At 73.2% G+C, this 19,372-nt stretch carries 20 protein-coding genes and 1 riboswitch; of the genes, 10 read left to right on the forward strand and 10 right to left on the reverse strand.

The window, feature by feature from the left end:
* Positions 1 to 9 precede the first annotated feature (9 nt).
* Both ACY0MR_RS14670 and ACY0MR_RS14675 read left to right on the forward strand, forming a co-directional pair.
* Positions 10 to 429 (forward strand): thiol-disulfide oxidoreductase DCC family protein, encoded by a 420-nt coding sequence (locus tag ACY0MR_RS14670; protein WP_473561083.1) that lies wholly within the window; start codon positions 10 to 12, stop codon positions 427 to 429.
* A gap of 10 nt (positions 430 to 439) precedes the next feature.
* Positions 440 to 1,252, forward strand: a complete 813-nt coding sequence (locus ACY0MR_RS14675) for a TetR/AcrR family transcriptional regulator (protein ID WP_392861930.1) — start codon at positions 440 to 442, stop codon at positions 1,250 to 1,252.
* Between the two features lie 138 nt (positions 1,253 to 1,390).
* Here ACY0MR_RS14675 and ACY0MR_RS14680 read toward each other — a convergent pair whose 3' ends face one another.
* The 3 genes from ACY0MR_RS14680 to ACY0MR_RS14690 form a co-directional block, all read right to left on the reverse strand.
* Positions 1,391 to 2,944, reverse strand: a complete 1,554-nt coding sequence (locus ACY0MR_RS14680) for an ABC transporter substrate-binding protein (protein WP_473561085.1) — start codon at positions 2,942 to 2,944, stop codon at positions 1,391 to 1,393.
* A 192-nt stretch (positions 2,945 to 3,136) separates the two neighbouring features.
* Positions 3,137 to 4,423 carry a metallophosphoesterase gene (locus tag ACY0MR_RS14685; RefSeq protein WP_473561087.1) on the reverse strand — a complete coding sequence of 429 codons (1,287 nt, stop codon included), beginning with the start codon at positions 4,421 to 4,423 and terminating at the stop codon, positions 3,137 to 3,139.
* Between the two features lie 34 nt (positions 4,424 to 4,457).
* Complete coding sequence (locus tag ACY0MR_RS14690; RefSeq protein ID WP_073910300.1) at positions 4,458 to 4,703, reverse strand: SCO4848 family membrane protein; 246 nt, start codon at positions 4,701 to 4,703, stop codon at positions 4,458 to 4,460.
* Between the two features lie 109 nt (positions 4,704 to 4,812).
* On the opposite strand from ACY0MR_RS14690, the gene ACY0MR_RS14695 reads away from it, so the two are divergent.
* Entirely contained in the window at positions 4,813 to 6,078 is a 1,266-nt protein-coding gene (locus ACY0MR_RS14695) for a D-alanyl-D-alanine carboxypeptidase family protein (RefSeq protein ID WP_388792856.1), read from the forward strand.
* Here the strand turns inward: ACY0MR_RS14695 and ACY0MR_RS14700 are convergent.
* Complete coding sequence (locus ACY0MR_RS14700; protein WP_388792854.1) at positions 6,005 to 6,964, reverse strand: YihY/virulence factor BrkB family protein; 960 nt, start codon at positions 6,962 to 6,964, stop codon at positions 6,005 to 6,007. The genes ACY0MR_RS14695 and ACY0MR_RS14700 overlap by 74 nt on opposite strands.
* 279 nt (positions 6,965 to 7,243) lie before the next feature.
* Between ACY0MR_RS14700 and ACY0MR_RS14705 the strand changes: the two genes are divergently transcribed.
* Positions 7,244 to 8,617 (forward strand): FAD-binding oxidoreductase, encoded by a 1,374-nt coding sequence (locus ACY0MR_RS14705; RefSeq protein WP_473561090.1) that lies wholly within the window; start codon positions 7,244 to 7,246, stop codon positions 8,615 to 8,617.
* Positions 8,618 to 8,625: 8 nt separating this feature from the next.
* On the forward strand, positions 8,626 to 9,381 hold the full coding sequence (locus ACY0MR_RS14710) for a decaprenylphospho-beta-D-erythro-pentofuranosid-2-ulose 2-reductase (protein ID WP_392041362.1): 756 nt from the start codon (positions 8,626 to 8,628) through the stop codon (positions 9,379 to 9,381).
* A gap of 145 nt (positions 9,382 to 9,526) precedes the next feature.
* On the opposite strand, the gene ACY0MR_RS14715 is transcribed toward ACY0MR_RS14710, so the two are convergent.
* Together ACY0MR_RS14715 and trpS are read right to left on the reverse strand one after the other, a co-directional pair.
* Complete coding sequence (locus ACY0MR_RS14715) at positions 9,527 to 10,123, reverse strand: 2'-5' RNA ligase family protein (RefSeq protein ID WP_473561093.1); 597 nt, start codon at positions 10,121 to 10,123, stop codon at positions 9,527 to 9,529.
* A 91-nt stretch (positions 10,124 to 10,214) separates the two neighbouring features.
* Positions 10,215 to 11,228 carry a tryptophan--tRNA ligase gene (gene trpS / locus ACY0MR_RS14720; RefSeq protein WP_473561095.1) on the reverse strand — a complete coding sequence of 338 codons (1,014 nt, stop codon included), beginning with the start codon at positions 11,226 to 11,228 and terminating at the stop codon, positions 10,215 to 10,217.
* Between the two features lie 56 nt (positions 11,229 to 11,284).
* Between trpS and ACY0MR_RS14725 the strand changes: the two genes are divergently transcribed.
* Both ACY0MR_RS14725 and ACY0MR_RS14730 read left to right on the forward strand, forming a co-directional pair.
* Positions 11,285 to 11,902: an RNA polymerase sigma factor gene (locus ACY0MR_RS14725; RefSeq protein WP_361856731.1), complete on the forward strand. Its 618-nt coding sequence runs from the start codon at positions 11,285 to 11,287 to the stop codon at positions 11,900 to 11,902.
* Positions 11,895 to 12,689, forward strand: coding sequence for a hypothetical protein (locus ACY0MR_RS14730; RefSeq protein WP_473561097.1), 795 nt, complete (start codon positions 11,895 to 11,897; stop codon positions 12,687 to 12,689). Before ACY0MR_RS14725 ends, ACY0MR_RS14730 begins: the two co-directional genes overlap by 8 nt.
* A 267-nt stretch (positions 12,690 to 12,956) precedes the next feature.
* On the opposite strand, the gene ACY0MR_RS14735 is transcribed toward ACY0MR_RS14730, so the two are convergent.
* Positions 12,957 to 14,234: a serine hydroxymethyltransferase gene (locus tag ACY0MR_RS14735; protein WP_473561099.1), complete on the reverse strand. Its 1,278-nt coding sequence runs from the start codon at positions 14,232 to 14,234 to the stop codon at positions 12,957 to 12,959.
* A gap of 71 nt (positions 14,235 to 14,305) precedes the next feature.
* Positions 14,306 to 14,396: riboswitch (ZMP/ZTP riboswitch) on the reverse strand.
* A 122-nt stretch (positions 14,397 to 14,518) separates the two neighbouring features.
* Between ACY0MR_RS14735 and rocD the strand changes: the two genes are divergently transcribed.
* Together rocD and ACY0MR_RS14745 are read left to right on the forward strand one after the other, a co-directional pair.
* Positions 14,519 to 15,727: an ornithine--oxo-acid transaminase gene (rocD, locus tag ACY0MR_RS14740; protein WP_361856740.1), complete on the forward strand. Its 1,209-nt coding sequence runs from the start codon at positions 14,519 to 14,521 to the stop codon at positions 15,725 to 15,727.
* Between the two features lie 95 nt (positions 15,728 to 15,822).
* Positions 15,823 to 16,518 carry a polysaccharide deacetylase family protein gene (locus ACY0MR_RS14745; protein ID WP_388792840.1) on the forward strand — a complete coding sequence of 232 codons (696 nt, stop codon included), beginning with the start codon at positions 15,823 to 15,825 and terminating at the stop codon, positions 16,516 to 16,518.
* Positions 16,519 to 16,540: 22 nt separating this feature from the next.
* On the opposite strand, the gene ACY0MR_RS14750 is transcribed toward ACY0MR_RS14745, so the two are convergent.
* Together ACY0MR_RS14750 and ACY0MR_RS14755 are read right to left on the reverse strand one after the other, a co-directional pair.
* The gene (locus ACY0MR_RS14750; protein ID WP_361856746.1) at positions 16,541 to 17,725 is read right to left on the reverse strand and encodes a glutathionylspermidine synthase family protein; all 1,185 of its coding nucleotides are present in this window, start codon (positions 17,723 to 17,725) and stop codon (positions 16,541 to 16,543) included.
* A 14-nt stretch (positions 17,726 to 17,739) separates the two neighbouring features.
* Positions 17,740 to 18,036 carry a hypothetical protein gene (locus ACY0MR_RS14755; RefSeq protein WP_473561102.1) on the reverse strand — a complete coding sequence of 99 codons (297 nt, stop codon included), beginning with the start codon at positions 18,034 to 18,036 and terminating at the stop codon, positions 17,740 to 17,742.
* Between the two features lie 90 nt (positions 18,037 to 18,126).
* On the opposite strand from ACY0MR_RS14755, the gene ACY0MR_RS14760 reads away from it, so the two are divergent.
* Positions 18,127 to 18,942 carry a DMT family protein gene (locus ACY0MR_RS14760; protein ID WP_473561104.1) on the forward strand — a complete coding sequence of 272 codons (816 nt, stop codon included), beginning with the start codon at positions 18,127 to 18,129 and terminating at the stop codon, positions 18,940 to 18,942.
* Positions 18,943 to 19,056: 114 nt separating this feature from the next.
* On the opposite strand, the gene ACY0MR_RS14765 is transcribed toward ACY0MR_RS14760, so the two are convergent.
* Positions 19,057 to 19,299: a DUF6411 family protein gene (locus ACY0MR_RS14765; RefSeq protein ID WP_361856755.1), complete on the reverse strand. Its 243-nt coding sequence runs from the start codon at positions 19,297 to 19,299 to the stop codon at positions 19,057 to 19,059.
* Positions 19,300 to 19,372 lie beyond the last annotated feature (73 nt).

The following is a 19,372-nucleotide window of genomic DNA, read 5'->3' on the forward strand; positions in this document are numbered from 1 at the left end:
GGGAGCACCGTGCCGACCCCCGTGGGACGCCTGACCGTGCTGTACGACGCCGACTGCCCGCTCTGTGTGCACCTCAGGCACTGGCTGATCCGCCAGCGGCAGCTCGTCCCGCTCGACCTGGTGCCGGCCGGTTCGCAGGAGGCCCGCCGCCGGTTCCCGGATCTCGACCACACCGCGACCCTGCGGGAGATCACCGTGGTCGGCGACCGGGGCCAGGTCTACCGGGAGACCTCCGCCTGGATCGTCTGCCTCTGGGCGCTCGCCGAGCACCGGGCCAAGGCCCACTGGCTGGCGACCCCGGCAGGGCAGCCCTTCGCCCGGATCACGGTCCTCGCCGCGGCGAAGTGGCGGGAGGCCCTCAAGGGGCCGGACGGCCGGACCGGGTCCTGCGAGGACGGGCGCTGCGAGGCGCCCGGCCCGCCCGGCTAGGCTCGGACCCGTGACGGACGTGAAGGAAGAGAAGAAGGCCCCGAAGAGCGAGCAGACCCGCACGCTCATCCTCGAAACCGCGCTCCGGCTGTTCAAGGAGCGCGGTTACGACAAGACGACGATGCGGGCCATCGCCCAGGAGGCCGGGGTCTCCGTCGGGAACGCCTACTACTACTTCTCGTCCAAGGAACACCTGGTCCAGGGCTTCTACGACCGGATCGCCGAGGAGCACCAGGCGGCCGTCGAGCCCATCCTGACCGGCGGCGAGAAGGACCTCACCGCCCGGATCCGCGGGGTCTACCTCGGCTGGCTCGACATCGCGGGGCCGTACCACGAGTTCGCCTCGCAGTTCTTCAAGAACGCCGCCGACCCGGACAGCCCCCTGAGCCCCTTCTCGCCCGAGTCGGAGGGCCCGCGCGAGGCGGCGATCGAGGTCCACCGGCGGGTCATCTCCGGCGCCTCCGTCAAGGTCGACCCCGAACTGAAGGAGGCCCTCCCGCGGTTGCTGTGGCTCCAGCAGATGGGACTGGTCCTGTTCTGGGTGTACGACCGCTCGGAGGGCGCGGAGAACAGCCGCCGCCTGGTCGAGCGGCTCGCACCGGTCACCGCCCGCGCGATCTCGCTCTCCCGCTTCCGGATCCTCCGCCCGCTGGTGAAGGAGACGCACGAGCTGCTCTCCGACTTCATGCCCACGGCGGCGGGCATGGCGGCCTCGGGCAAGCCCAAGAAGAGGACGGCCCCGAAGCAGCCGGAGCCGGACGCGAAGCCCGGCCCGGAGCCCGGCCCGGAGCCGGAGCCCGGCGCGGAGCCCGGGTCCCGGTAGGGGCCGGAGTTCCGGTAGGGGCCGGAGTTCCGGTAGGGGCCGGAGCCGGAGTCTCCGAACGGGCGCCCGGAGCCGGAGTCCCGGTGAGGCCGGACTCGGGGTCGCGCCCCGGGTCCGGCCCGACCCGCAAGGACACCACTAGACCCAGCCGAGCTCCCACAGGCGCCAGATGCCCGTACCGTCCGTCAGGTACTGGGAGCCGGCGACCGCCTCCGTGGCGAGGACGTAGTCCTTCTTCTGCCACAGCGGGACGAGCGGCACGTCGGACGCGACCTCGCTCTGGATCTGCTTGAAGTCGGAGGTCGCCCGGGAGCGGTCGCTGAACTGCTGCGTCGAGGAGATCAGCTCGTCGATGCGCTTGCTGGAGAACCCGTTGTGCAGGGTGTTCTCGGTGCCGACGAGCGGCGCGGTGAAGCTGTCGGAGTCCGGGAAGTCGGGCAGCCAGCCGACCGTGTACGCGTCGAAGGCGCCCTTCGCGTACTGCTTCTGGAACTCCGTCCACTTGACCTCGACGGTCTCGACCTCGAAGAGGCCGGTCTCCTCCAGCTGCCGCTTGATCTCGGCGGTCTCGGCCTTGTAGGTGGCGTCCGCGCGGTAGCCGAAGGTGAACTTCACCGGGGTCTCGACGCCGGCGTCCTTCAGGAGCTTCTTGGCCCGCTTGGCGTTCGGCGCCGGGTCGACGTCGTAGAAGGCGGTGCTGTGCCCGACGAAGCCCTGCGGGATGAGCGAGTACAGTGGCTCGACCGTGCCCTTGTAGGCGCCCGTGGTGATCGCCGGGCGGTCGAGGACCGCGGCGACGGCCTGCCGCACGGCCTTGTCGGCCATGGGCGAGCCGGGCCGCACGTTGAAGTTGAGATTGCGGATCTCGGCGCTCTCCGCCTCGGTGACGCGGGTCCCGTCCTCGGGCTGCAGGCCGGAGATGAACTCCGGCGGCAGCTGCCGGTGGGTCACCTCGACCTCCTTCGCCTTCCAGGCGGCGGCGAGGTCCGCGGACTGCGCGTAGTACTTCACGCGCACCGGGCCGCCGGTCTTGGTGACGGCACCCCGGTACTTCGGGTTGGGCTCCAGGAGCGCGGACCCGCCCTCCTTGTACTCCTTGAGGACGTACGGTCCCGAGCCGTCGACCGCCAGGTCCCCGCGCAGCCCGTTCGCCGGGTAGTGGTCCTTGTCGACGATGGAGCCCGCGCCCGTGGCCAGCTTGAGCGGGAACGTGGCGTCCCGGCCGCTCAGGTGGAAGGTGACCTCGCGGCCCTCGGCCGTGACGCTCTTCAGGGTCGGGAAGAGGGGCTGCGGACCGACGTCGGTCTTGATGCGCAGCATCCGCTCGAAGGAGTACTCGACGTCCTCGGCGGTGATCTTCCGCCCGTTGGAGAACGAGAGGTCGTCGCGGAGCGTGCACCGGTACGTGGTGAGCTTCGAGCCCTCGAACTTGCAGCTCTCCGCCGCGTCCGGGACGGGGGTCGTGAACCCCGGCTTGAACGTCAGCAACGACTGGAAGACGTTGCTGTACATGGCCCAGGAGCCGGCGTCGTACGCGCCGGCCGGGTCCAGTGAAGTGACCTCGTCGGTCGTGCCGACGCTGATCGGATCGGTCCGGCCGCCGTCGGAGGGCAGGAGTTGCCAGCCCCCCACTCCGGCGGCCACCAGTACTCCACAAGTGATGAGGATCCGCAGACGGACCGTCGACCGCATTGCCGTGCTTCCTTTATTCGTCCACCCCAACGGCGACGGCCCCCGGAAACGTCGCGATGCGGTCATCCCATCACACGTGTTTCACAAGTGGAAGAGAAAACTTTCACACCACAGGTATATGTCCGGGAAATGCGAATTTAAGTCGATGAGCAGCACGTATCGGGCTCGGTGCGGGGAGTGACCCCGCCCCGATTACGCCTGTTTCGAGGCGAGTTCGACGAGGGTGATGTCCGAGGGCGCCCCGACCCGGACGGGCGGTCCCCAGGCGCCCGCGCCGCGCGAGACGAAGAGCTGGGTGTCGCCGTAGCGCTCCAGTCCGGCCACGGTCGGATTGGCGAGTTCCGCCAGGTAGTTGCCCGGCCAGAGCTGTCCGCCGTGGGTGTGGCCGGAGAGCTGGAGGTCCACGCCGTGGCGCACGGCGTCGTGGACGACGATCGGCTGGTGCGCCAGGAGCACCGCGGCGCGGGCCCGGTCGCGGTCGCCGAGCGCCCGCCCGAAGTCGGGGCCCTGCCCCTCGCTCTCCCCCGCGATGTCGTCGACGCCGGCGAGGTCGAAGCCGGCGGCGATCTCCACGCGCTCGTTGCGCAGCGGGCGCAGGCCGAGCTCGCGGACGTGGTCGACCCAGGCGTCGGCGCCCGAGAAGTACTCGTGGTTCCCGGTCACGAAGAAGGAGCCGTGCCGGGCGCGGAGGCGCGCGAGGGGCTCGGCGGCGGGGCCCAGGTTCTCGACGGTGCCGTCGACGAGGTCGCCGACGACCGCGATCAGGTCGGGCTGGGTGGAGTTGATCGTGTCCACGATGCGCTGGGTGTGGGCCCGGCCCAGGATCGGCCCGAGGTGGATGTCGGAGACGACGGCGATCCGGTAGCCGTGGGCCGCGCGCGGGATCCTGGCGAGCGGGACGGTGACCCGCTTGACCCGGGGGCCGCGCAGCACTCCGTACGTGCCGAGGCCGACGGTCCCGACGGCGGCGGCGGCCGCGGTGCCGCCGACGACCCGGGAGACGAAGAGCCGCCGGGAGACCTCGGCGGGGGCCTCGGGGGCGGGCCGCGGGGCCGCGTCGGCCGGCTCCTCCGGGGCGGCCGGCGCGCGGTCCGGGACCGGTACGGGGACGGGGGCCGGGGTCTCGGCGGGGGCCTCGGCGGGCGCCCCGGCCCGGGCGCGGCGTTCGAGCAGGCGGCGCAGCACGGGCCTGACGGCCTCGCCGACGAGCAGGGCGAGGGTCACGTACAGGAGCAGGGCGAGCCAGAGGAAGCCGGGCCAGGCGACCACCTGCTGGAGCACGAACGGCGCTCCGGCGCGGGACGAGGTCAGGGCCGCGACCGACAGCAGCGGCAGTGCCACGACGGCCGCCGTCCCCAGGCGGCGCGGCAGGCTCCCGGGCGTGGTGACGTCGCGCACGAGGCGCCGCCACACGTACCGGTGCACCGCCGCGAGCACGGCGAGCACCACGATCAGGACCAGCAGGAAGACGACGACCACGCCCCGGAACCCCTCTTCTACCGCTCGCGCGGTTCTAACCGACTTCGCGGCGCGCGGCGCGCACCCCACGCAACCCGAGCACTCCGATCACCGTCCCCAGGACAAAGGACGTGACGGCAAGCAGCAGATGAACCCAGAAGTAGGCCGTCGGGTCACCGGCGTCGTCGAACGCGAGGCCGCTCCCGTCGTTCCACAGGTTCTTGACGAAAGTGATCCAGATGAACCAGCTCCACACCCCGAACGCGAGCAGGAACCAGGAGACGCGACGGCTGAACTTCATGCCCCCAGTATCACCGTCGGTCCCTCTGGCCCCGCGGACGGGTGGACGAGCCCGGCCGAACGGCCAGCCGGGGTTCGGATCCTTGTTCCGTGCCTGTACGTTCACGACCGTGTCTGCTTCGAAAAAGACCGCTTGGGCGGTCACCGCTGCTCTTCTCCTGCCGCTCGTCGCCGCCGTGCCCGCCCACGCGGACACGACGGACGAGAAGGACAAGCAGCCCAAGCCCCCGAACGCGATGTCCTCGCTCGGCGGCCCGCTGCTCGGCAACCCCGGCACCCAGGTCCAGCTGGGGCCCGGCGCGCCCGTGCTGCCCAAGGAGCTGTCCGGGCGCTCCTGGATCGTCGCGGACGCCGAGAGCGGCGAGATCCTCGCCGCACACAACGCGCACTGGCCCCTCGCCCCGGCCTCCACGCTCAAGATGCTCTTCGCGGACACCCTGCTGCCGAAGTTCCCCGACGCCCGGCTCAAGCACCTCGTCACCACCGCCGACCTGGCCGGGATAGGGGCCGGATCCAGCCTGGTCGGCATCAAGGAGAAGCAGACCTACACCGTCCACGACCTGTGGCTCGGTGTCTTCCTCCGCTCGGGCAACGACGCCGTCCACGTCCTGACCAGCATGAACAGCGGCCTGCGGCAGACCGTGAAGGAGATGAACGACCACGCGGCCGAGCTCCAGGCGCTCGACACGCACGTGGTCTCCCCCGACGGCTACGACGCCCCGGGCCAGGTCTCCTCCGCGTACGACCTGACACTCATCGCCCGCAGCGGCATGCAGAAGCCGGCCTTCCGCGAGTACGCGGCGACGCCCCGCGCCGCCTTCCCCGGCGAGCAGAAGCCGGGCAAGAAGCGCGAGAGCTTCGAGATCCAGAACACCAACCGGCTGCTCACCGGCGACCTCGGCGTCGCCCCGTACCAGGGCATCGCGGGCGTCAAGAACGGCAACACCACGCACGCGGGCGCCACCTTCACGGGCGTCGCGGAGCGCAACGGCAAGGTCCTGCTCGTCACCGTGATGAACCCCTCGTCGAAGGAGCAGCACGCGGTCTACCGCGAGACGGCCCGGCTGCTCGACTGGGGCTTCGCCGCCGCCGGGAAGGTGACCCCGGTCGGCGAGCTGGTACCGCCGCGGTCCGCCCGTACCGAGTCGGCCGCCCCGGACGACGGCTCGGTCCCCGCCCCCGGCAAGAACGCCCCCGACGGCGCCGTGCACGCCTCCTCCGAGGAGCGGTCCGGCGGCATCGGGATCGCGCTCGGCGTGGCCGGCGGGGTCCTGGTGCTCCTCGCCGGCGCGGTCTTCCTGGTCAACCGCCGCTGGCCGCTGGCCGGGGCGGCGGGGCGTCGCCGGTCCCGCCGGGACCCGGACGTGAATCCGTAGCGGGCCCGTCCCCGGACGCCTCGTCGGCCGCCGTCTCCCCACGGGAGCCCGTGGCCGTCCAGGCGGCGCAGTACAGCAGCAGCTTCGCGGTGAAGTTGATCCAGATGAGCAGGGCGACCGGCACGCCGAACGCCCCGTACATCGACTTCGCCGCGACGCCCCGCATGTAGCCGCCGAGCAGCAGCTTCAGCAGCTCGAAGCCGACCGCGCCCATCAGCGCCGCCACGACGAGCCGGCGGCGCGGCGGATGCACCCCGGGCAGCAGCGTCAGGACGTACAGCAGGATCAGGAAGTCGGCGACGACGGCGACTAGGACGGCGGCCGTCTGCAGCAGGTAGCCGCCCGCCCCGTCGCTGGAGATCCCGACCCGGTCGGCGCTCCAGCCGACGGCGGTGGAGCCGAGCCAGGACGCGGCGAGCGAGGCCAGCGCCACGCCGCCGAGGCCGACGAGGATGAGCGCGTCCTTGCCCTTGAGCAGGACCGGGTTGCCCTCGATGTCGTCGAGCCCCCACACCGCGCGCAGGCACTCGCGCATGGAGCCGATCCAGCTGATGCCGGTGACCAGCAGGATCGCGCCGGCGACGAGTCCGACCGTGCCGGCGTTGGCGACCAGCCCGCCGATGTCGAGCTGGTCGGAGATGCCGGGCACCTGGTCGCCGATCTTCTCCTCGATCGTGTCGAGCTGGTCCTTGCTGAGGAGCGCCGCCCCGACCGCCGCCGCGACCGTGATCAGCGGGAAGAGGGCGAGGAACGACAGGAAGGTGATCGCGGCGGCGAGCCGGGTCCAGTGGGCCTCGTCGAGGGTCTCGTACGAACGCCAGGCGTGGGTCCTCATGAGTCGGGCGACCCAGGGGCCGATGACGGGGAGCTTGGTCAGCCAGTCCATGTCGTACGTCTGCCCCTCGATCCGTCCGCGTGCGCAGGGAGCGCAGTACGAGAATCCCCCGCCGGGGGCCGCGGGAGCGCGAACGACATCCCGCACGTGCGGGCGGCCTTCCGCACCCCGTCGTCACCGGCCTTCCGCACCTCGCGGCCACCGGCAACGCGCCCCGCCGTCGGCCGGCGGCCACGGGGGTCCTCTCCGGGCCCTCCTTTCCTCACCCGTTCCGACGAACCGCACCGCATTACCGGCATAAGCGACAGACACGGCGATACGGTCACCTCCATGGCTGTCGAGACCCATCTCCTGGACGACGACTGCGAGGCGATCACCGGCTGGGGACGCACCGCACCGACCCTCGCGCGCGTGCGGCGGCCCCGCGGCCGCACCGAGGTCGTCGAGGCCGTCCGCGCGGCCGGCGGCCGCGGCGCGATCGCCCGCGGTCTGGGACGCGCCCACGGCGACGCCGCGCAGAACGCCGGCGGCACCGTCCTCGACATGACCGGACTCGACCGGATCCTCGCCGTCGACGCCGCCGCCGGGCTCGCCGTCTGCGAGGCGGGCGTCAGCCTGCACCGGCTGACGGAGGCGCTCCTCCCGCTCGGCCGGTTCGTCCCGGTCACCCCCGGCACCCGGTACGTGACCGTCGGCGGCGCGATCGGCGCCGACGTCCACGGCACGGACCACTCCGTCGCCGGCTCCTTCGGCCGGCACGTGGTCTCGCTCGAACTCCTCACCGCGGACGGCGGGATCAGGACCGTGCTGCCCGGCACCCCGCTCTTCGACGCCACCACCGGCGGCATGGGTCTGACCGGGGTGATCCTCTCCGCCACCCTGCGGCTGCCGTCCGTCGAGACCTCGCTCATGACCGTGGACACCGAGCGGACCGCCGACCTCGACGAGACGATGGCCCGGCTCTCCTCCACCGACCCCCGGCACCGCTACGCCGCCGCCCGGATCGACCTGCGCGCCCGCGGCGCCGCCACCGGCCGCGCCGTCCTCGTCCGCGGCGACCACACCCCGTACGACGCGCTGCCCCGCCGCCACCGGGCCCGCCGGGCGCCGCTCGCCCACCGCCCCGTCCGGCTGCCCGCGGCGCCGCCCCTGCCCGGCGGGCTCCTCGGCCGCACCGTCACCGGCCTCCTCGCCGAGCTCGCGTACCGCGGGGCGCCGCGCGCGCGGACCGGCGCCCTCCAGCCGCTCGCCGCCTTCCTCCACCCGCTCGACGGCGTCCCGCACCGGAACCGGATCCACGGGCGCGCGGGATCCGTCCCGTACCAGTTCGTCGTCCCGTACGGGCAGGAGGAGGCCCTGCGCCGGGTGGTCCGGCGGATCGCGGACCGCCGCTGCCCCGTCTTCGGCTCGGTCCTCCAGCGCTTCGGCGCGGCCGGTCCCGGCCCGCTGTCCTTCCCCCTGCCCGGCTGGTCGCTCGCCCTCGAACTGCCCACCGGCCTGCCCGGTCTCGGCCCCTTCCTCGACTCCCTCGACGAGGAGGTCGCGGGCGCGGGCGGCCGCGTCTACCTCGCCAGGGACTCCCGCGTCCGCCCGGAGGCGCTGGCCGCGATGTACCCCCGCCTCGCCGAGTTCCGGACGCTGCGGGCCGCGCTCGACCCCGGCTCCGTACTCACCTCGGACCTCTCCCGCCGCCTCGACCTCTAGGAGCCCCCGTGAAGGACGCCTTCGGTGCCCCGCAGTCCCTGCTCGTCCTCGGCGGCACCTCCGCGATCGGGCTCGCCACCGCCCGGCGGCTGATCGCCCGCCGTACCCGTACCGTCTGGCTGGCCGGACGCCCCTCCCCCGCGCTCGCCGCCGCGGCGGACTCGCTGCGCGCGCTCGGCGCCGAGGTGCGGACCGTGCCCTTCGACGCGCTCGACACCGAGTCCCACGAGGAGCGGCTCGGCAAGATCTTCACCGAGGGCGACATCGACATGGTGCTGCTCGCCTTCGGCGTCCTCGGCGACCAGGCGCACGACGAGTCCGACCCGCTCGCCGCCGTCCGCGTCGCGCAGACCAACTACACGGGCGCGGTCTCGGCCGGCCTGGTGTGCGCGGGCGCGCTCCAGGAGCAGGGGCACGGTTCGCTGGTGGTGCTGTCCTCGGTGGCGGGCGAGCGGGCCCGCCGGACGGACTTCATCTACGGCTCGTCGAAGGCGGGCCTCGACGTCTTCGCCCAGGGGCTCGGGGACGCCCTGCACGGCACCGGCGTGCACGTGATGGTCGTACGACCCGGGTTCGTCCGCTCGGAGGCGACGGCCGGGCGGGCGGAGACCCCGCCGGCGACCACGCCCGAGGCGGTCGCGTGCGCGATCGAGCTGGGGCTGCGGCGGCGCTCGGAGACGGTCTGGGTGCCGGGGACGCTGCGGATGGTGATGGCGGCGGTACGACACCTGCCGAGGCCGCTGTTCCGGCGGCTGCCGGTGTGAGGCGGCCCGGGCCCGGCGGCCGGGTTCCCCGCGCTCGGCGCGGCTCACCGGCCCGTGCGCGGCGGCCGGGTTCCCCGCCCGGGGCGCGTCGGCTCGGCGGTGGGTTCCCGGCCGCGGGCCCCCGCTCCGGGGGCCCGCGGCCGGGTCAGCCTGCGGGGGTGACCGTCGGGGTGTCGACCGGGCTGCCGCCCTGGGCCGGGACGGCCGAGATGGGGCGGCCGCTGCCGAACTCGTAGTCGTACAGCTTCCGCCACACGCCGTCCGCGCCCTGCTCGTACAGCGCGAAGGAGCGGCAGTTCCAGGCCGCCTCGTACCCCGCGAGCTCCTCGAACGCGCGGTCCATCCCCTCCTCGGAGATGCCGTGCGCCACGGTGACGTGCGGGTGGTACGGGAACATGAGCTCGCGCGCGATCGGGCCCGCCTCGTCCCGGATCTCGTGCTGGAGCCGGGTGCAGGGGGACACGCCCTCCTGGACCTTCACGAAGACGACCGGCGAGACCGGCCGGAAGGTCCCGGTGCCCCGGAGGCGCACCGGGAACGGCCGGCAGCCCGCGGCGACACCGGCCAGGTGCGCCTCGATCTCCGGCAGCCGCTCCTCCTCGACCGCGGTCGGCGGGAGGAGCGTGACGTGCGTGGGGATGCCAAGGGCGGCCGGGTCCCCGAAGCCGGCGCGCCGCTCCTGGAGCAGGCTGCCGTAGGGCTCCGGGACCGCGATCGAAACGCCGAGCGTTACGGTCCCCACGTCGTTCTCCTCCGTCGTCGGTCGACTTGTGTCGGGTGGTCCAGCCGCCAGTGTGCGGCCTCCACCGCCCTTTGGGCCAGGGTCCTTGGTCTCAGTGCTTGGCCGGAAGGAAGCCCATGCGCTCGTACGTCTGCGCGAGCGTCTGCGCGGCGACCGCCCGGGCCTTCTCCGCTCCCTTGGCCAGGACCGAGTCCAGCGTCTCCGGGTCGTCCAGGTATTCCTGGGTGCGGGTCCGGAACGGAGTGACGAAGTCCACCATGACCTCGGCGAGATCCGTCTTCAGCGCGCCGTACATCCTGCCCTCGTAGCTCTTCACCAGATCCTCGACGGACGTGGAGGTGAGCGTGGACATGATCGTGAGCAGGTTGGAGACGCCGGCCTTGTTCTCCGGGTCGAAGCGGATCACCGTGTCGGTGTCGGTGACCGCGCTCTTGACCTTCTTCGCGGTGGTCTTCGGGTCGTCCAGGAGGTTGATGAGGCCCTTCGGCGTGGACGCCGACTTGCTCATCTTGATCGAGGGGTCCTGGAGGTCGTAGATCTTCGCCGTCTCCTTCAGGATGTACGGCGCCGGGATCGTGAACGTCTCGCCGAAGCGGCCGTTGAAGCGCTCCGCGAGGTCGCGCGTCAGCTCGATGTGCTGGCGCTGGTCCTCGCCGACCGGGACCTGGTTGGCCTGGTAGAGCAGGATGTCGGCGACCTGGAGGATCGGGTACGTGAAGAGTCCGACGGTGGCGCGGTCGGCGCCCTGCTTGGCGGACTTGTCCTTGAACTGGGTCATGCGGGAGGCCTCGCCGAAGCCGGTGAGGCAGTTCATGACCCAGCCGAGCTGGGCGTGCTCGGGGACGTGGCTCTGGACGAACAGCGTGCAGCGCTCGGGGTCGAGACCGGCGGCGAGCAGCTGCGCTGCGGCCAGCCGGGTGTTGGCGCGCAGCTCGGCGGGGTCCTGCGGGACCGTGATCGCGTGCAGGTCGACGACCATGTAGAAGGCGTCGTGGGACTCCTGGAGGGCGACCCACTGGCGGACGGCGCCGAGGTAGTTGCCGAGGTGGAACGAGCCTGCCGTGGGCTGGATTCCGGAGAGCACGCGGGGAACGTCAGAGGCCATGCACATCATTCTCTCAGGTGTGGGAACCGATCCCGGACTGCCGGTGTATCAACAGTGTGAGGACGCGGGAGGGGGGCCTGGTCGACGACGAGGCCGCGGTCATCGCACGGGTGCGCGCCGGAGAGCCGGAGGCGTACGCGGCGCTGGTCCGCGCGCACACGGCGGTCGCGCTGAGAGCGGCGGTGGCGTGCGGTGCGGGCGCGGAGGCCGAGGACGTGGTGCAGCAGGCCTTCTTCAAGGCGTACCGGTCGCTGGGGCGCTTCGAGGAGGGCTCGGCGTTCCGGCCGTGGCTGCTGCGGATCGTCGTCAATGAGACCAGGAACACAGTGCGGTCGGCGGGCCGGCAGCGGGCCGTCGCCGGTCGGGAGGCGGACCTGCTCGGGGGCGAGCCGCGGATACCGGAGTCGGCGGATCCGGCGGTCGCGGCGGTGGAGCGGGAGCGGAGCAGACGCCTCCTGGACGCGCTCGACGCCCTGAGCGAGGACCACCGGCAGGTGGTGATCCACCGCTATCTGCTGGAACTGGACGAGACGGAGACCGCCGCGGCGCTCGGCTGGCCGCGGGGGACGGTGAAGTCCCGGCTGAGCCGGGCGCTGAAGAAGCTGGGGCTGGTGCTCGGAGGGAGCCTGGCCGAGGGACCTGAGGGACCGGAGGGAGGTGGGGGGCGTGGCTGACGAGGGTCTGCCGGACGAGCTGCGGGAGCTGGGGCGGCGGCTGCGGGTGCCGGACGTGGACGGGGAGTCGATGGCCGAGCGGGTGCTCGCCCGGCTCCTCGCCGAGCAGGTCCCGACGCCGGTGCCGGTCCGTCCCCGGCGGGACGTGTGGGGGGCGGTGCGGAGGTGGTCCCGGGCGCGGTGGCGGGCGCTGCTGGCGGGTCTGACCGGGGTGCTGATCGTGCTGGTGCTCACCCCGCCGGTGCGGGCGGCGGTGGCGGAGTGGTTCGGCTTCGGCGGGGTCGCCGTGCGGTACGAGCCGGACGGGCGGCGGGTGCCGGCCGGGGGCCCGGTGCCGGGGTGCCCGGAGCCGGTGCCGCCGGCGGACGCGGGCCGGCTCGCGGGCTTCGAGCCGCTGATACCCGGGTCACTCGGCCCGCCGGACGCCGTGACGGTGACGGGGTCGGCCGAGCGGGGCCGGGCGGTGATCAGCCTGTGCTGGCGCGACGGGGAGCGGACGGTCCACCTGGACGAGTTCCCGGCCGGGCTGGACCTCGGCTTCGCCAAGCAGGTGCGGACGCCGCCGGAGTGGGTGGATCTCCCGGACGGGGCGCAGGGCTACTGGTTCGCGGCCCCGCACCTGCTGACGTTCCCGATGACCGACGGGACGGGCACGGCCTGGACGCATGAGGTCCGCACGGCGGGCCCCACGCTCCTCTGGACGAGGAGCGGGGGCGCGTTCACCTTCCGGCTGGAGGGGATACCGGACCGCGAGGAGGCCCGGCGGACGGCCGAGTCGGTCGGCTGACGTCCGGGGGTCGGCCGGCCGGCCTTCTGGGGCGGGCCGGCCGGCGTAGGGGGGCCCCGGCCGACGTGCTGGGGGTGGGTCGGCTGACGTACGGAGTCCCCGGCGACGTGCTGGGGCGGTCGGCCGACGTCCCGGCGCCAGACGGACGACGTCGGCATCGGGTCGCGGCCGCGGGCGGGTCGGGTCGGGTCGGGTCGGGTCGGGTCGGGTCGGGTCGGGTCGGGTCGGGGATACCCGGGACGGGCAGCCGGGGAGGCCGGGGAACGGTCAGACGGGGAGGCCGGGGGCCGGGAAGGCGGTCAGCAGCTCGGCGACCTCCGCGCGGATCGTGGCGAGGGCCTGCTCGTCGCCGGTGCCGGCGGCCGCGACACCGCGGTCGATCCATTCGGCGACCAGGGCCATGTGCGCGGTGCCGAGCCCGCGGGAGGTGAGGGAGGGGGTGCCGATGCGGATGCCCGAGGGGTCGAACGGCTTCCGGGGGTCGTAGGGGACGGTGTTGTAGTTGACGACGATGCCCGCCCGGTCGAGGGCCTTCGCGGCGGTCTTGCCCGGGACCTGCTTGGGGGTGAGGTCCATCAGGACCAGGTGGTTGTCGGTGCCGCCGGAGACCAGGTCGAAGCCACGGGCGAGGAGCGCCGCGGCGAGGGCCTTGGCGTTGGCGACGACGGCGTGGGCGTAGTCCCGGAAGGAGGGCAGGGACGCCTCGCGGAGGGCGACGGCGATGGCGGCGGTGGTCTGGTTGTGCGGGCCGCCCTGGAGGCCGGGGAAGACGGCCTTGTCGAGGGCCTTGGCGTGCTCCTCGCGGGACATCAGCATGGCGCCGCGCGGGCCCCGCAGGGTCTTGTGGGTGGTCGTGGAGACGACGTCCACGTGCGGGACGGGGGACGGGTGGGCGCCGCCCGCGACCAGACCCGCGATGTGGGCGATGTCGGCGACGAGCACGGCACCGGCCTCGCGGGCGATCTCGCCGAAGGCGGCGAAGTCGATCGTGCGGGGCAGCGCGGTGCCACCGCAGAAGATGACCTTGGGCCGCTCCTTCAGGGCGAGGTCGCGGACCTCGTCGAAGTCGATGAGGCCGGTGTCCTGGCGGACGCCGTACTGGACGCCGCGGAACCACCGGCCGGTGGCGGAGACGCCCCAGCCGTGGGTGAGGTGGCCGCCCATCGGCAGCGCCATGCCCATGACGGTGTCGCCGGGCTCGGCGAAGGCGAGGTAGACGGCGAGGTTGGCCGGGGAGCCGGAGTAGGGCTGGACGTTGGCGTGGTCGGCGCCGAAGACGGCCTTGGCGCGCTCGACGGCGAGGGTCTCGACCTGGTCGATGTTCTGCTGGCCCTCGTAGTAGCGGCGGCCGGGGTAGCCCTCGCTGTACTTGTTCTGGAGGACGGTGCCGGAGGCCTCCAGGACGGCGGCGGAGACGTAGTTCTCGCTGGGGATCAGGCGCAGGGTCTCGGCCTGGAGGCGTTCCTCGGCGCCGACGAGTGCGGCGAGCTCGGGGTCGGCGGCGGCGAGCGCGGGGTGCGGGTAGGGGTGCTGCGATGCGGTCATGGCGGTGTCCTCCGGGCGTCGGCGGGTCCCGGGGCACTGCGTGAGGCGCGGCGCCACGCGGGACTTCGGTCCCGTGACGCCCAGGCGGGCGGCGTCTCGTGTGGTCTGCCGCGCACGGCTTCCCCGGGGTCGCTTCCCCGCGCGCCAGTCGCCGTGCGTGGGGTCAGAGTAGCGGGCGCGGCGCGCGCGAGGTTTCCCGGTCCGGCATCCGAGCGACGATAGAAACAGGGGCCACATCCCCTCGTCGGGGTCACCCCCCGAGCCGCAGGACGAACGGAGATCCCGTGTCGAGCACACAAGACGCGATCGCTTCGGCGGAGGCGCACAGCGCTCACAACTACCACCCCCTGCCGGTCGTCGTCGCTTCGGCGGACGGCGCCTGGATGACCGATGTCGAGGGGCGCCGCTATCTCGACATGCTCGCCGGCTACTCGGCGCTCAACTTCGGGCACGGCAACCGGCGTCTGATCGACGCCGCGAAGGCCCAGCTGGAGCGGGTGACGCTGACGTCGCGCGCCTTCCACCACGACCGGTTCGCCGAGTTCTGCACCCGGCTCGCCGAGCTGTGCGGGAAGGAGGCGGTGCTGCCCATGAACACCGGCGCCGAGGCGATCGAGACGGCGGTGAAGACCGTCCGGAAGTGGGGGTACGAGGTGAAGGGCGTGCCGGACGGGCACGCGAAGATCGTGGTGGCGGCGAACAACTTCCACGGCCGCACGACGACGATCGTCAGCTTCTCCACGGACCACGAGGCGCGGGACCACTTCGGTCCGTACACACCGGGGTTCGAGATCGTCCCGTACGGCGACCTGACGGCGATGGAGGCCGCGGTCACCGAGAACACGGTGGCGGTGCTGCTCGAACCGATCCAGGGCGAGGCGGGTGTCCTGGTCCCGCCGGCCGGCTACCTCGCGGGGGTGCGGGAGCTGACCCGCCGGCGGAACGTGCTGTTCGTGGCGGACGAGATCCAGTCGGGTCTGGGCCGGACGGGCCGGACGTTCGCGTGCGAGCACGAGGGCGTGGTGCCGGACGTGTACGTGCTCGGGAAGGCGCTGGGCGGCGGCGTGGTGCCGGTGTCGGCGGTGGTCGCCGACCGCGAGGTGCTCGGGGTGTTCAGGCCGGGTGAGCACGGCTCGACCTTCGGCGGGAACCCGCTGGCCTGCGCGGTGGCGCTGGAGGTCGTGGCGATGCTGCGGACGGGTGAGTACCAGGAGCGGGCGGCGGAGCTGGGCGAGCACCTGCACGCCGAACTGGGGCTGCTCGTGGGCGGCGGTGCGGTCGAGGCGGTGCGCGGGCGGGGCCTGTGGGCCGGGGTGGACATCGCCCCGTCGCACGGCACCGGCCGGGAGATCTCGGAGAAGCTGATGGCGCGGGGAGTCCTGGTGAAGGACACCCACGGGTCGACGATCCGCATCGCCCCGCCGCTGGTCATCTCGAAGGAGGACCTCGACTGGGGCCTGGAGCAGCTGAGGGGGGTCCTGGCCGGGGAGTGACGGGCCCGGCCGGTTCGAGGGGACGGCGGGGACGGGTCGGAGCGGGTCAACCCGGACCATTGACACGGCAGTTGGTCTAGGCCAATGATGCCGCCATGCCGAGACTCAGCCTGCGCCACGCCGTGCGTGCCGCGCTCGCCGCCGCCGTCCCCCTCGCGCTCCTGGGCGCGGTCACGGGACCCGCGCACGCCGCCCCGCGGGCGGCCTGGCCCGAGCCCGTCCCGGTGGTCCCGCGCGTCGAGACCACCGACCCGGTCGTCTTCATCACCATCGACGACGGCTGGTTCCACGACCCCGCCGCCGCGAAGCTGCTGCTCGACCGCCGGGTCCCCGCCTCGCTGTTCCTGCTGCCCGGCGCCTACTCGTACGACTCCGGGTACTTCCGCGACCTGCTCGCCGGGGGCCCCTCGCGCGTCGAGAACCACACGGTCAACCACCCGGACCTGACCACCCTGGACGCCGCGGGCCAGACGGCGGAGTTCTGCGGCGCGCGGGACCGGCACCTCGCGCAGTTCGGCGACGGCCCCCGGCTGATCCGCCCGCCGTACGGCGTGTACGACGCGACGACCCGGACCGCGGCCCGCGCCTGCGGGGCGAAGGCACTCGTCACCTGGACGTACGACCTCACCACCTGGGGCCAGTGGAGCCCGCCGACGCCGGTGCTCAAGGCCGGCGACATCATCCTGCTGCACTTCAACGAGACCCTGGAGGAGGACCTGACCCGGGCCCTGGCGGCCGCCGAGGCCGCCGGCCTGCGCCCGGCTCCGCTGCGGGACTACGTGCCCGAGTAGGCGGAGCGGGCCCCGTCGCGCCCTACAGGATCACGTGCGGGAGGAAGCGGGCGTACTCGTCGGTGACCAGGTCCGCCGACTCGCGGATGCCGAGACCCGCCGCCTCGTCCTCGACGACCCACGCGCCGAGCACGACCCGGTTGCCGTCGAAGTCGGGCAGCGGGGCCAGCTCCTGGTAGCAGCAGGGCTCCCCGTCCCGGACGAACGGTTCGGTGCCCGCCTCGTGCAGGGTGACGCCGGCGCCCTCGCGGCCGAGCAGCGGCTTGGCGACCCAGCCGGTGGTGGCGGCGAGTTCCCGCGGTCCGTCGAGGTAGGCGGGCAGCAGGTTGGGGTGCCCCGGGTACAGCTCCCACAGGATCGCGAGGAGCGCCTTGTTGGAGAGCAGCATCTTCCAGGCGGGCTCGATCCAGCAGGTCGTACCGGTGCCGCCGCCGTTGTCGAGGGTGTCCAGGACGTGCGGGCCGAAGCGGTCGGTGGTCAGCCACTCCCACGGGTAGAGCTTGAAGCAGCTGCGGATGAACCGCAGCCGGTCGTCCACGAAGCGGCGCGAGAGCCGGTCCCAGCCGATCCGTTCGACGGAGAGCGCCTCGGTCTCCAGACCGGCCTGCTGGGCGGTCTCGCGCAGGTACGCGACCGTCATCAGGTCCTCGCCGAGCTCGTCGCCGTCCGAGTGCGCGAAGTGCAGGGGGCCGGGGGGCAGCAGCCGGGCCTGCTTGCGCCAGGCGTCGACGAGCCGTTCGTGGAGGGAGTTCCACTGGTCCGCGCCGGGGAACCGTTCCTCCATCCAGAACCACTGCGGGCTGGCGGCCTCGACGAGCGAGGTGGGGGTGTCGGCGTTGTACTCCAGCATCTTGGCCGGCCCGGTGCCGTCGTAGCGGAGGTCGAACCGTCCGTAGAGGGAGGGCAGTTCGGCCCGCCGTCGCCAGGACTCGGCGACCAGCGACGCGAGCCTGGGGTCGGTGATCCCCAGCTCGGCGAACCGGTCCCGCTCGACGATGTGCGCGGCGGCGGCGAGGCACATCGCGTGCAGCTCCTCGACGACCTCCTCCAGGGCCTCGACCTCGGGCAGGGTGAAGGCGTAGTACGCGCTCTCGTCCCAGTACGGGCGCAGCGAACCGTCCGGGTAGCGGGTCAGCGGGTAGACGAGCCCCTGCTCCTCCACCGTCTCCTGCCAGCCCGGCCGGGGCTCGATCGTGTGCCGTCGCATGTGCCGGGCCTCTCTCAGCCGCCGCCGGAACCGGAGCAGCCGAAGCCGCCGGTGTCGACGGCCTTCTTGTCGAAGCTGCCGCCGCTCACGCGGTTGTCGCGTATGGAGCCGCCGTAGTAGTACGAACCCCGGTGGGCGCTGCTGCCGTTGTCGTCGTCGCCGCCACCGCTGTCGCACTCGTAGCTGGGCAGCGTCTCCCGGGTCACCGGGTCGACGCACCGCTTGTCCGGGTCGGAGCCGCACGCGGTGATCGTCGCCGCGAGCACTCCCATCCCGCCGAGCACCACCGTGCTCGACCTCAGCCTCCGCATGTCCTGGCCCTCCCCTTCGCAGTCGCGACCGCACAGTGTAGGCCGGTCGATTCCGGCCTCACCGCCTAGAGTCGTTTCGTGCTACTCGGGATGATTTGTGCGCTCGCCTCGTCCGTCTGCTTCGGCGCCGCCTCCGTCTTCCAGGCGATGGCGGCCCGCGCCGCGACGCCGGGGACCGATGGCGGAGTCGACCTCGCGCTGATGTGGCGGGCGCTGCGCCAGTGGCGGTACATCGCCGGCCTCGGCATGGACGGCCTCGGCTTCGTCCTGCAGATCGTGGCGCTGCGGACCCTGCCCATCTACGTGGTCGGCGCGGCGCTCGCCGCGAGCCTGGCGGTCACGGCGGTCATCGCCTCCCGGCTGCTGCGGGTGCGGCTCAGCCGGGTGGAGTGGACGGCCGTCGGCGTGGTCTGCGCGGGGCTCGCGGTGCTGGCCCTCGCCTCCGGCAGGGAGGGCCACGAGGACGGGCCCGCGTGGCTCCCCTGGGCCCTGCTCGCGAGCGCCTTCGGGGTGCTGCTGCTCGGCGCCGTCGGCGGACGGCTGCCGGCGAGGCCCCGCGCCCTGGTCCTCGGCCTCGGAGCCGGATTCGGCTTCGGGGTGGTGGAGGTGGCGGTGCGGCTGATCGACGGCATCGACCTCACCGATCCGGTCTGGTACGCGCTCCTGGTGGGCGGCGGCGCCGCGTTCGTCCTGCTGACCTCGGCGCTCCAGCGCGGTGCGGTGACCACGGCGACGGCGGGCGCCGTGCTCGGCGAGACGGTCGGCCCCGCGATCATCGGCGTGGTCTGGCTCGGCGACACCACCCGCGAGGGCCTCGGCTGGCTCGCGGTCGTCGGCTTCGCGATCGCGGTGGCGGGCTCCCTGACCCTCGCCCGCTTCGGCGAACCGCCGGAAGGGGCCGGCTGACCTGGAGCCGGCCGGGGGCCGCACGCCGTGCGCGCATCCGGTCCGGTGTCCCCCGCGGACGCACCGCGGCCCGGCCCCCGGCGGACGTCGGGGCCGGGCCGAGAGGGGCGCGGGTCAGAAGGGCATGTGACCCCGGGCGCGACGGCCGGCGGAGCCGCTCTTGCCGACCGCCTTCGAGCTGCTGCGGAACGGCTTGCTGAAGAGGCGGCCCAGGACGCCGGGAGCCTTGCCGCCCGCGCGGGAGCCCAGGCCGAGAGTCTTCTGGGTGCCGCGCTGGGGGTGCTTGGAGAGACGCGGCAGGAAGAACGCCAGAACGGCGAGCACCACGCATATCGCGACGATTCCGACGATCATCATGTTGGACTCCGTTTCCTCGGTGCTGCGGTGACGCTTCGTCGTGTAGGACCGCGCATACCCGGGGAACCTCCGT

This window comes from Streptomyces sp. JN8 (assembly GCF_055808075.1).

Coding starts and splice junctions, on each gene's coding strand:
- ACY0MR_RS14755 (WP_473561102.1), bottom strand. CDS start 18,036: ATGCGGAGGCTGAGGTCGAGCACGGTGGTGCTCGGCGGGATGGGAGTG.
- ACY0MR_RS14735 (WP_473561099.1), bottom strand. CDS start 14,234: ATGACCGCATCGCAGCACCCCTACCCGCACCCCGCGCTCGCCGCCGCC.
- ACY0MR_RS14700 (WP_388792854.1), bottom strand. CDS start 6,964: ATGGACTGGCTGACCAAGCTCCCCGTCATCGGCCCCTGGGTCGCCCGA.
- ACY0MR_RS14750 (WP_361856746.1), bottom strand. CDS start 17,725: ATGCGACGGCACACGATCGAGCCCCGGCCGGGCTGGCAGGAGACGGTG.
- trpS (WP_473561095.1), bottom strand. CDS start 11,228: ATGGCCTCTGACGTTCCCCGCGTGCTCTCCGGAATCCAGCCCACGGCA.
- ACY0MR_RS14760 (WP_473561104.1), top strand. CDS start 18,127: ATGATTTGTGCGCTCGCCTCGTCCGTCTGCTTCGGCGCCGCCTCCGTC.
- ACY0MR_RS14765 (WP_361856755.1), bottom strand. CDS start 19,299: ATGATGATCGTCGGAATCGTCGCGATATGCGTGGTGCTCGCCGTTCTG.
- ACY0MR_RS14690 (WP_073910300.1), bottom strand. CDS start 4,703: ATGAAGTTCAGCCGTCGCGTCTCCTGGTTCCTGCTCGCGTTCGGGGTG.
- ACY0MR_RS14705 (WP_473561090.1), top strand. CDS start 7,244: ATGGCTGTCGAGACCCATCTCCTGGACGACGACTGCGAGGCGATCACC.
- ACY0MR_RS14680 (WP_473561085.1), bottom strand. CDS start 2,944: ATGCGGTCGACGGTCCGTCTGCGGATCCTCATCACTTGTGGAGTACTG.
- ACY0MR_RS14745 (WP_388792840.1), top strand. CDS start 15,823: ATGCCGAGACTCAGCCTGCGCCACGCCGTGCGTGCCGCGCTCGCCGCC.